Annotated in this window: 12 protein-coding genes; 5 read left to right on the top strand and 7 right to left on the bottom strand. The window is 40.8% G+C overall.

Translation table 11 applies throughout. From position 1 onward, the window contains the following. Positions 1–131: 131 nt before the first annotated feature. From ACIR131C_RS23975 to ACIR131C_RS0116240, 6 genes are all read right to left on the bottom strand, one after another. Positions 132–326: a hypothetical protein gene (locus ACIR131C_RS23975; RefSeq protein WP_028091056.1), complete on the bottom strand. Its 195-nt coding sequence runs from the start codon at positions 324–326 to the stop codon at positions 132–134. Positions 327–620: 294 nt separating this feature from the next. Continuing rightward, positions 621–1,064: a DUF29 domain-containing protein gene (locus ACIR131C_RS0116260; protein WP_028085471.1), complete on the bottom strand. Its 444-nt coding sequence runs from the start codon at positions 1,062–1,064 to the stop codon at positions 621–623. 43 nt (positions 1,065–1,107) lie between these two features. Continuing rightward, positions 1,108–1,440 (bottom strand): element excision factor XisI family protein, encoded by a 333-nt coding sequence (locus ACIR131C_RS0116255; protein WP_028085470.1) that lies wholly within the window; start codon positions 1,438–1,440, stop codon positions 1,108–1,110. Beyond that, on the bottom strand, positions 1,425–1,844 hold the full coding sequence (locus ACIR131C_RS0116250; protein ID WP_028085469.1) for a XisH family protein: 420 nt from the start codon (positions 1,842–1,844) through the stop codon (positions 1,425–1,427). Before ACIR131C_RS0116250 ends, ACIR131C_RS0116255 begins: the two co-directional genes overlap by 16 nt. A gap of 50 nt (positions 1,845–1,894) precedes the next feature. After that, complete coding sequence (locus tag ACIR131C_RS0116245; RefSeq protein WP_028091055.1) at positions 1,895–2,311, bottom strand: hypothetical protein; 417 nt, start codon at positions 2,309–2,311, stop codon at positions 1,895–1,897. Between the two features lie 293 nt (positions 2,312–2,604). After that, positions 2,605–6,195 (bottom strand): bluetail domain-containing putative surface protein, encoded by a 3,591-nt coding sequence (locus tag ACIR131C_RS0116240; protein ID WP_028091054.1) that lies wholly within the window; start codon positions 6,193–6,195, stop codon positions 2,605–2,607. Between the two features lie 354 nt (positions 6,196–6,549). On the opposite strand from ACIR131C_RS0116240, the gene ACIR131C_RS0116235 reads away from it, so the two are divergent. From ACIR131C_RS0116235 to ACIR131C_RS0116215, 5 genes are all read left to right on the top strand, one after another. Beyond that, positions 6,550–6,897 carry a slr0373 family blue light stress response protein gene (locus tag ACIR131C_RS0116235; protein ID WP_028091053.1) on the top strand — a complete coding sequence of 116 codons (348 nt, stop codon included), beginning with the start codon at positions 6,550–6,552 and terminating at the stop codon, positions 6,895–6,897. 93 nt (positions 6,898–6,990) lie between these two features. Next, positions 6,991–8,502 (top strand): stress-responsive protein Ycf46, encoded by a 1,512-nt coding sequence (gene ycf46 / locus ACIR131C_RS0116230; RefSeq protein ID WP_028091052.1) that lies wholly within the window; start codon positions 6,991–6,993, stop codon positions 8,500–8,502. Between the two features lie 142 nt (positions 8,503–8,644). Continuing rightward, complete coding sequence (locus ACIR131C_RS0116225) at positions 8,645–8,995, top strand: DUF1257 domain-containing protein (RefSeq protein ID WP_015081375.1); 351 nt, start codon at positions 8,645–8,647, stop codon at positions 8,993–8,995. A gap of 136 nt (positions 8,996–9,131) precedes the next feature. Next, positions 9,132–9,371: a type II toxin-antitoxin system HicA family toxin gene (locus ACIR131C_RS0116220; protein WP_028091051.1), complete on the top strand. Its 240-nt coding sequence runs from the start codon at positions 9,132–9,134 to the stop codon at positions 9,369–9,371. After that, positions 9,368–9,598 (top strand): type II toxin-antitoxin system HicB family antitoxin, encoded by a 231-nt coding sequence (locus tag ACIR131C_RS0116215; RefSeq protein ID WP_028091050.1) that lies wholly within the window; start codon positions 9,368–9,370, stop codon positions 9,596–9,598. Before ACIR131C_RS0116220 ends, ACIR131C_RS0116215 begins: the two co-directional genes overlap by 4 nt. Positions 9,599–9,613: 15 nt before the next feature. Here ACIR131C_RS0116215 and ACIR131C_RS22980 read toward each other — a convergent pair whose 3' ends face one another. Further along, entirely contained in the window at positions 9,614–9,802 is a 189-nt protein-coding gene (locus ACIR131C_RS22980) for a hypothetical protein (RefSeq protein ID WP_035368660.1), read from the bottom strand. Positions 9,803–9,852 lie beyond the last annotated feature (50 nt).

The following is a 9,852-nucleotide window of genomic DNA, read 5'->3' as shown; positions in this document are numbered from 1 at the left end:
CATTTAAAAAATTGGTTCACTAATTGTTGTTACTGTACCTCATAACACCGGGAAGTGCTGTAAATATGCGTGGGTGGAAAACTCTGTAGAGACTTTCCATGGAACGTCTCTACAATTTTTCTCGGAGATGTCTAATAAACTGGTGGCTCGTCTCTTAATCGCTTTGATGTTTCCTGAAGCTCCACAAAACTTTTTTGGCGCGATCGCTCAATTATGAGTGTTTGTAAAATTGGTTCGAGACAGAGTTTAGCATCTTCATAACCTCGGTTTTGCAAGAGTTGAATCCGTTTGGGACTGAAATCTAGTAATTTGTTGAGACCACCCATATCTTCTCTTGGCCGAATTTCAATGATTGTTTGATTAGGGAAATCATGACGATTCCAAAGTTCACCATTTCCTAAATGAATGACGATCGCATGGGTACAACCACGATTTGCTAAGGCTTGGAGAGGGACATTATCACCTAGCCAACCGTCAACATAATGCTTGTCATCAACTTTTGATTTTGGTTTCTTTCATATAAGAACTTAAATTATTTATTCGTAGCGATCGCTTGTTGCCAACTGGTGACGATATCTTCTTTTTTAATTCCTGCCTCTATGAGTGTATCAATATTTATATTAAGCGTTTGTGTCTGGGAAATAATCGGAGTCCATGATTTGCTCTGGGGTAAAGGGACATTCTAGGGGAAAGGTGGTTAAGGGTAGTTTTGTTTCCCTTGCAGCGTTTTTTCGTGCTTTCTGATAGCACTCAGATATATTTTCTTTGAGGAATGGGTTTAAGCTAGGACTGTTTTCTAAGACTAATTCGAGTTCATTTCTTTGGGTTATTATAGTTGAAGTCCAGCTTTTTGTTTTCTTTTTTGGTTGATATTTATACTTTAATAGGTGCATAATTAAAACAATTAATCGGCTTTTAATTTCCCGTTTGTCATTGCTTCCCATTGATTGAACTTCCTCAATTAAGTTTTCTATATCTAGGTCTTGAATTTGTCCATTTTTGAGTTGCTTAACAGTTTGTTCTATCCAAAGATTAAAGTCGGTTTCATACAGATTCGTGGTCATAGGTTATTCTCCTAATAATTTGTGAGGGGATTCTTCCATCAAGTTATTTATTCGTAGTAATTGCCTGTTGCCAACTGGTAACAATATCTTCTTTTTTGATTCCTGCCTCGATGAGTGTATCAACTAATCCTTCCTCGAAGTTATCTTCTTCGATAATGATTTGAGAATTGCCGTTATCTTTTTCGATGAGTCGCGCATGAAATAGGATACTATCCATCCAACAATGTTTATCCCGACCTGTGGCAAGAACTAGAAAATGTCCAGACTCAGCATCACAAACTGGATAAAGTTTGATTGCTTGTAATCGCGGCTGTGCGATCGTGGCATCCTTTACGGTTTTTTTGAGAATGTCTATGTAATTTAATGATTTATCCATTGGATTATAACCTCCTGATCTGGTTCGTATATTATCAAGTTAATTTTATTGCGCTCGATCGCCAACTGGAAAATTGGCTTTTGAAAATGCTTAATATACATCTCTTGGCTGATGGCTAAGAATAATTGGCAATCTGGTTCTTGTTTTTCTAAAGCCCATTGGTAAAGTTGAAGTTGTCCCATTGTTTTTTGCAGATCGCTGATGACCGAAGAAGCATCAAAATCTTTGATCTCAACAGCTATTTTACGCCCTTCTTTTTCGGCTGTGAAGAACTTTTCTGCTCCTAAATCAGCTTTTAAGAGTGTTTCTCCAATCACCAAAATCAAAGGATCATCAGTAATTATCCATCCATCTTTTTCAAGGGTACGGCGTAAGGGAAAATGTAAATCATCTCTTCTGGACATTGTTATTTCCTATAATGTTATCAAATTTAATCTATCGCTTGCAGTTTCATTCACAATGCGTTCCACAAATTCTCTTTTGCTGGTTGCAGGATCATTGTATTTGGATAGCGACGACATAGCTCAAATGCGGCTTTTGCTGGGTCTTGGTGCGGCTGTTGTGTGGCTAATTCTAGGGTTTTACCAAGGGTGAACAAATAAGGCGTTTTCGCTATTCTTTGTTCAGAAATAGATTCTACTTCCAGCAAATAACCCGCAAGTTCTTGGTTTTCTGGGGATGTTTCGCTATATGAAAGGTTGAGGAGTTCGATTAATGAAAAATGGTTATCGGGGATTGTGTTATCCGTTGCAAGTATTCTATCGCTTATACTCTGACGCAGTTGGCTGTCTTTATCTTTGGTGATTAATCGTTCGTAATCGCCCAGTGCATAATCTACTATCTCACGAATAACAAAAGGAACTTGAATCACCCAATGAAATCCTTGATATGTCCGTTTTGATTACCATGCTGCGATCGCATCTTCAATTCTATGCTGAACTTCTGTTCTATAAACTCGTTGTTCTAATTTCAGAATCCGATGTTCGTGATCTTCGCTCCTATCCCTGACGGGACGCTCCGCGAACGTGGTTCATTAGTTCGTAACTTGTGGGTAATTACTAAATGTGCCTAAAAATGTCAATTATTGCCTATTAGCATAAAAATAATGTAGAGACGTTTCATGAAACGTCTCTACAAAGTGGTTTACCTCAAGGATACCAGCAGCTACACTAAAGCAGTGGTAAAGTTACTGATTCCTAAAGTACCAGTTAAACCTGTCACCTCAATAATGGCATCCGTAGTGGCACTAAATCCTGCGGTAGCGTCATTAATAGCGACAAAGGTACGAGTACCAAAGGTAAATTGAGCAGCAGAGTTAGCTGTAAACACAGTATTAGTTAACTTAGCTGCAATCCCAGCTGTATCAAGTGTTGCCACAGATCCGACATTAGAAAATCCGCTGCGAGCAATGAAAACAAGGAATAAATCATTACCAGTAGTAGCATTGAAGTCAGTAATAACATCAAAGTTACTCAGAATAGAATGAGTTAAAGTGCGGTAGTCAAAACGGTCTACTCCCAACCCTCCAGTTAAAGTATCTTTTCCAACTCCTCCGGTGAGGATGTCATTACCAGCACCACCATTAAGGATGTTATTACCAGTGTTACCAGTGATGACGTTATTACCTGTGTTCCCTGCACCGTTAATTGCTGCTGCTCCTGTCAGGGTTAGGTTTTCCACGTTAGCAAGAGCCGCAATGGTGTAAGTAACACTAGATTGAATGGTGTCTGTACCTCCATTAGCAAGTTCCGTAATGGTGTCAGTGGCACTATCAACAACATAGATATCATCACCTAAACCACCAATTAAGGTATCTGTACCAGCACCACCATTAAGGATGTTATTACCAGTGTTACCAGTGATGACGTTATTACCTGCGTTCCCTGTACCGTTAATTGCTGCTGCTCCTGTCAGTGTTAAGTTTTCCACATTTGCGGGTAAAGTTGTGGTGACAGAGGCTGTGAGAGTATCGGTTATCGTCGTAGTAACTGTTGTCACCGCACCAAGACTAGCATTAGTAGGAGAAGACAAAGTTAAAGTAAAGGTTTCATCTGCCTCATTAAGGGAATCATTGAGAATGGGAATATTGATGACTTGACTAGTAGCACCAGGGGCAAAGGTTAGAGTGCCATTGGTGGCGGTGTAGTCTAATCCTGCCGTTGCAGTACCGTTAGCAGTAGCATAGTTAAGGCTGACGGTTTGGTTGCTTGCTTGGGAAAGAGTGACGGTGTAGGAGGCGTTTTGAGGAGTGGTTAAACCTTCAACAACAGTCTGATTGCTGGGACTAAGATTAATCGTGGGTAACTGAAAGTAGTTGCCAAAATTAATGCCAGTCAATTTTTCCCCTGCTTTCAAGTTTAGAGCATAGGGAGTGGTGGGGAAGGTTTGTATCCAGCCTGTTTGATTCACTTCCCGGATGGCATATTCTCCTGGTCCTAAGTTGCTGAAGGTATATTGACCATCAGCGTTAGTGACTGTGGAGAGTTCCCAAGGATCTAATTTTCCATTGGCAACGCTATCAATGTAAATTGTCCAACCGGCTAGGGCTTTTTCGGTTGTTTCCCAGATGCCGTTACCATTAACGTCGTTCCATTTACTGCCTTGGATGCTTCCAAGTGGAATTTGAATGTCTCCATTTTTAAGCGCTAAGTTTGCCGCCAGCTTCGCTCCTTTAAGAAAACCTTCATCCCCCGTCACCACAAAATCGAAAACCCCACCATTTAAAAAAGCACCTTCAGCAATACCAAATTCCCGCCCCTTTGCGAAAGCGTTTGCTACTCCTTGGGGATTTTGTTGCGCTAAAGTTTCTAAGGAGACATAATTAGCGGGAAAACTTTTATTAGCAAATGTCGGTGTCCCGAAAAGGGATTCTTGCTGAGTAATCCGCCAACTATCTGCATAAGTTGTATGTATTGTTTGAACGGTGGGATTAGGTCCCAAGTCTGTGCCATTACGCAGAGCAAAATCATTGGTACTAACCCCATCACCATTACCTAAAAGCCCTTGAAGTACCCCAAAACGATAGTCAGCGGGATCAACAAAAATATTGATATAAGAGCCAGTATGGTCATAGGCAGTTACCTTATCATCATCTGAAGTGGCAATAATTCCATCTGGTCCTGCATAAGTCAATATATAAGCATCCACAAAACCACCCTTGGGGTCAGTAGCTTGAGTACGCTCAATTTTACTGTTACCAAGAAATACACTTTGACCATTTAACAAATTATAGGTCGCTCCGTCAATTTTTAGTTGTTGACCAACTGGAAGCTTCGTATCGAACACAACATTGTAACCATCTATCGTTGTGGCAAAAGCTGTGTTGACAGAAACAGTTGTACTTGCTCCCCAAGGTTTTTGACGGGTTTGCACTTGAAAATCATCTATCAGAGATTTGACAAGAATAAACTCCCCAACTGCTTGAAAATCATAGGGTTTTCCATCAAAATTTACGAGATGAACATCTCCCCAACCGTGACCTTGACCAACTACAGGGTTAGAGGTGAAAAAGACGGAAAAATCCTGCTGGACAAAAGAAGGCGAATTTGGATTTTTACCTACAAAAACGTCATAAGTGCCAGTGGCAGGAGGGGTAAAATAAATTTGCTCGTAGTCTTCTGTGGAGCTATTTGATGTGTCAGTTCCTGTTAACGTAGCAGCAGTTATCACATTTGTTATTGTATTTTTCACCCACACATCTAGGTTATTGATTCCAGTGGGATTTGTCCAAACTAGGGTGACTTCAAGAGGTTTTGGTGTGATGGGGTTGTAAGAGTAAGATAACCGACCGACGTTTAGGGTTGTCCCATAGGAAGTGTCTTCCGCTAATAAATACTTATTACCTGCAGCATTAAAAGCAAGAGTATTCAGCATATTGTTTGCTTCACTCCAGTTTTCTGCACCCCAAGGATTGGGCATGGGCGGTAAATTATCAGCGGTGTGGATGATTAGTCCCTTGACTGTTGAAGTGAGTGGCGTAATTGTCGTTGTATAAGTGAGAGGGCTTGGATTAGGTACAGAGTTTATATTAGTGAATGGAATCGCCGGGTAGGTGGTATTTGGAATGATAGTATTCCAATTACCCGCATTCGGACCACTTGTAAATTTAGTATATTTGAATCGCGCCCTGTATCCGTCTGACTGTTGAATTATACTGGAAAAATTGGTATTCCCTATTGTGCGTACATTCTCAAAGCTAGGGCGGTTCAATGTGTCATAATTCGTGAAGTAACTTTGTGATACGAGAAAACCAAGAGTAGAAACATTCTGCTCTATCTCAATACTCTGGCCATCTAATGTAATCGTCGCATGATCATTCTCACCTTTCAAAGCCTGTAATGTCCCAGCACTGAGACTATTACCACGCACTAAGTTAGAAAAAATGTCTCCCTCATCACCAGCGCTATCCGTCTGATTGATATGAGCATCAATAAAATGCCCGTATTCTTCTAACAAAACCGCAATAATGTCTGTCTCCGTAGCTGTATCAAGAAAATTAGCAGCGAGATAAATCTTATTCGTGCTAGTCCCATAAGCACCACTAGCGTTACCAAGAATGCTACTATCAAGAATTTCAATTTGCGGAAATGAACTAAAATCACCTACAAGCCATTGAGAACGGAGATTTGTGGCTACTGTATGGTCATATTGTGTGCCAAATGCTATTTCAAACAAATTCCAGAAGTCATTTAAACCAGCAAAGTTTTTCAGTTGGTTATAGGTCTTGTTGAGAGTGGCCTGAAGAAGATTAGTCATAACATCCTTTCCATCAACTACTTGTTTGCATTTACATTTAATCGATCAAGACTTATGAGACTGGCACTAGCGATCGCCCGGATACATGAAAGTAATCGCTATGTAGTAGCGTAGATGGTTTTTGCGGAAATAAATTTTTGCGGAAATAATTTTTAACAAATTCTTAACATTGGATTTAAATATTGGACTGTTATGTATTTAATATTACTTTATTTTTCTATGTAAACTCTAGTCAATAACTATATTATTAAGAAATGTAACAAAATAGCCATTAAAACGGCTTACCATCTTGACAACCAAGAAAAGAACAGATAGAGTGATATACATACCCGGGTAAGACCACTAGAAAGTTATATGCAAACTAAGCAAAAGGTTACGCTATATTTGTCGCCAGAATTGCACAGAAGACTGAAAATTCGTTCTGCTGTTGACTCAGAACCGATGTCAGATATGGCAGAACGAGCGCTCAATTTCTACCTGACGAACTCAGAAGTAGTAGAAGAATTAGAAGCGTCTTCTTATGGGCAGACCCATCGGCTTTATTCTTGTCCCACTTGTGAAACTTCACTGGTGTTACGGAATGGAGAACTAGTGGATTTGGGTAATCCAGCCGGAATAATAGGTGAGGAATCTCTACCTATTGACAACAGAGAAAAAGATCAAACCCATCCTAAGAGTGAGGAAGAATTAGTCCCTTGCTAGATAGGAATTGTTAATGATTAATTCATAGTATGGCTTCAGGCCAGGCTACCGCTATTAGTGCTGTCTCTATAAGGTCTCAAGTAGGTCGATAGTATGAAAGAAGAGCTCAATATTTTAATTCAAGCTCAATACCCTTTAATCTACCTTGTGACCTCCGAGGAAGAACGGGCAGAGCAGGCAATTTTTAAAGTCTCTCAAGAGTTAAAGCCCCAAAGGCGAGTATATGTGTGGACAGTAACTCACGGTATCGTCGAGTACGGTCAACCTCGCAGTACAACCCAACACAATACTGTTTCTCCCGAAGCAGCGATTGATTGGATAATTCGTCAAAAAGAAGCCAGTATATTTATTCTTAAAGATTTACATCCCTTTATTGATGCGCCAGCAACAACTAGATCGCTCCGGGACGCGATCGCTAGTTTCAAAGGAACGCACAAGAACATTATTTTAATGTCCCCTGTGCAACAAGTTCCCATTGAATTAGAAAAAGAAGTTGTTGTTTTAGATTTTCAATTGCCTGACATGGCTGAGTTGAATAAAGTTTTAACTGCCCATCAAGAGCAAAATCGGGAACGACGGCTGACAACCGAGGCGCGAGAAAGGCTTCTTCGAGCGGCTTTAGGTCTAACTAAAGATGAAGCTGAAAAAGTATACCGTAAAGCACAGGTAACAACGGGGCAATTGACGGAAAATGAAGTTAATATAGTCCTGTCCGAGAAAAAACAACTCATCCGCCGTAACGGTATCTTGGAGTACCTCGAAGAAGATGAAACCATTGATGCCGTGGGTGGTTTGGAAGAGTTGAAAACCTGGCTAACCCAGCGCTCGAACGCCTTTACCGAAAGAGCGAGAGAATATGGTTTACCCCAACCTAAAGGAATGTTAATTCTCGGTGTTCCCGGTTGTGGTAAGTCACTAATTGCTAAAACTACCTCCCGTTTATGGGGTTTACCAATTCTGAGATTAGATATGGGGCGGGTCTACGACGGCTCAATGGTGGGTCGCAGTGAAGCCAACCTGCGGAACGCCCTGAAAACGGCAGAATCAATTTCCCCCACGATTCTGTTTATTGACGAATTGGATAAATCCTTTGCGGGTAGCGGTGGTTCTGGCGATTCTGATGGGGGGACATCAAACAGAATTTTCGGCTCTTTCCTCACCTGGATGCAAGAAAAAAAATCTCCAGTTTTCGTAATGGCCACTGCTAACCGCGTAGAACGCCTACCTGGGGAGTTTTTGAGGAAAGGTCGTTTTGATGAAATTTTCTTTGTGGATCTGCCCACACCTGAAGAACGTCAGGATATCTTCGGTATTCACCTGACCAAACGCCGGGAAGATATTGCTAGATTTGATTTAGGACAACTAGCAAAAATGTCCGATGGCTTTTCGGGGGCAGAAATTGAACAGGCGGTCGTGGCGGCTATGTATGAAGCCTTCGCCCAAGATCGGGAGTTCACCCAATTAGATATTATTGCTGCATTGAAGTCTACTTTGCCGCTGTCACGAACGATGCAAGAACAGGTCACAGCTTTAAGAGACTGGGCCAGACAGCGTGCTAGACCCGCAGCCTCCTCTGTTGCTGAATATCAGCGCATGGAGTTTTAAAAGCTTTCCTCTGCTATATCAGGGGGAAAGGTTAGTCACAAGACTAACAGTTAGAAAAAAGCCGTTCCCAAATCATGCGGCTTCGCACAAAAAAGAACCGTTGTCGTTTTTCTCATCAATCTTCTTATTGGAGGAAACCCAAATGTCTCACTTTAGCACTCTGCGTACCAAGATCACCGATGCCGAAATTCTCAAATCTTCTTTGCGCGACTTGGGTATCAGTGTAAAAACTGAAGCTGATGTTCGCGGTTATAATGGTCAACGTCTCCGCTCCGACATCGTTGCTGTATTGGAAGGCGAGTACGATTTAGGTTGGTCTCGTAACAGTGACGGTTCTTTTGACCTCATTGCTGACCTTTGGGGTGTTGCTAAGAAGCACAACCAGACTGAGTTAATCAACTCTATTAACCAAAAATATGCTGTTAATAAGACTTTGGCTGAAGTAAAACAGCGCGGTCTGCAAAATGCCAATGTTAAGTTGGTATTGCAGTAACAATTTCTCTAGCGCGTTCCCAAAGTGAAACGGGTTAACCTTCTAATCAGCGGTTAGCCCGCTTTTTTTTGTCTGAATCAGGATTATGTTGTAAATAAATAGCATAAAATATAAACTAGGGGTATGGTAATGAGAAATGCCGAAGAAAATAAGAGAACTGAAGGGAATAGTAGCAAAAGTTGGGTATCTCCTTCAAGCAGGTAGAGGTAAAGGAAGTCATACTTACTGGAAGCATCCTTTATTACCGGAAGAACCATTAACCATACCGGGAAAAGATGGAGATGATGCTCCGTTATATTTAGAAAAAAACATTCAACGGGTGCTGAAAAAACTTGAAGAATTGAACAAGCAAGAAAATCAAGAAGGTGAAGAATGACTTATCATTACAGTATGGTGATTCAATGGTCTCAAGAGGATCAACTTTTTTTAGTTCACTTACCTGAATTTCCCTGGCAGGAGTTTCATACTCATGGTAGAACTTATGAAGAAGCTGCGAGAAATGGTCAGGAAGTGATTGAAACTTTTGTGGAGATGCTGACTCAAGAGAATAAAGCATTACCAGAACCTAGAATGCTTCCTACACAACCGTTGCAAGTTGCCTAGTTTAAGTTTCGGCAATTATAGTAAATCTTTGGCTTTAGATCCGCGTAATATCGGTTCTCCATCTTTTATGGGAATACTGCTTGATTTAATAGTAGAGGCAGTTATTTTGGTTTTGAGATATTCAAGATAGTCGAGGGTTTTTTCCAGAATAGGTTCTGGTGCGTTTTCAATTGACGCAATGAGTTTTTCTTTAATGGTGGTCATGGGGTGCTAGGGAGATAACAAGTTCATAGTATTAATATTTTAGTAGTTAA

It is taken from the genome of Dolichospermum circinale AWQC131C, from assembly GCF_000426905.1.
In the GTDB taxonomy this organism is placed as follows: domain Bacteria; phylum Cyanobacteriota; class Cyanobacteriia; order Cyanobacteriales; family Nostocaceae; genus Dolichospermum; species Dolichospermum circinale.
This window is presented reverse-complemented; position numbering and strand designations above follow the sequence as displayed.

Coding starts and splice junctions, on each gene's coding strand:
- ACIR131C_RS0116260 (WP_028085471.1), bottom strand. CDS start 1,064: ATGACCACGAATCTGTATGAAACCGACTTTAATCTTTGGATAGAACAA.
- ACIR131C_RS22980 (WP_035368660.1), bottom strand. CDS start 9,802: ATGACCACCATTAAAGAAAAACTCATTGCGTCAATTGAAAACGCACCA.
- ACIR131C_RS0116240 (WP_028091054.1), bottom strand. CDS start 6,195: ATGACTAATCTTCTTCAGGCCACTCTCAACAAGACCTATAACCAACTG.
- ACIR131C_RS0116225 (WP_015081375.1), top strand. CDS start 8,645: ATGTCTCACTTTAGCACTCTGCGTACCAAGATCACCGATGCCGAAATT.
- ycf46 (WP_028091052.1), top strand. CDS start 6,991: ATGAAAGAAGAGCTCAATATTTTAATTCAAGCTCAATACCCTTTAATC.
- ACIR131C_RS0116235 (WP_028091053.1), top strand. CDS start 6,550: ATGCAAACTAAGCAAAAGGTTACGCTATATTTGTCGCCAGAATTGCAC.
- ACIR131C_RS0116220 (WP_028091051.1), top strand. CDS start 9,132: ATGCCGAAGAAAATAAGAGAACTGAAGGGAATAGTAGCAAAAGTTGGG.
- ACIR131C_RS0116250 (WP_028085469.1), bottom strand. CDS start 1,844: ATGTCCAGAAGAGATGATTTACATTTTCCCTTACGCCGTACCCTTGAA.
- ACIR131C_RS0116255 (WP_028085470.1), bottom strand. CDS start 1,440: ATGGATAAATCATTAAATTACATAGACATTCTCAAAAAAACCGTAAAG.
- ACIR131C_RS23975 (WP_028091056.1), bottom strand. CDS start 326: ATGGGTGGTCTCAACAAATTACTAGATTTCAGTCCCAAACGGATTCAA.
- ACIR131C_RS0116215 (WP_028091050.1), top strand. CDS start 9,368: ATGACTTATCATTACAGTATGGTGATTCAATGGTCTCAAGAGGATCAA.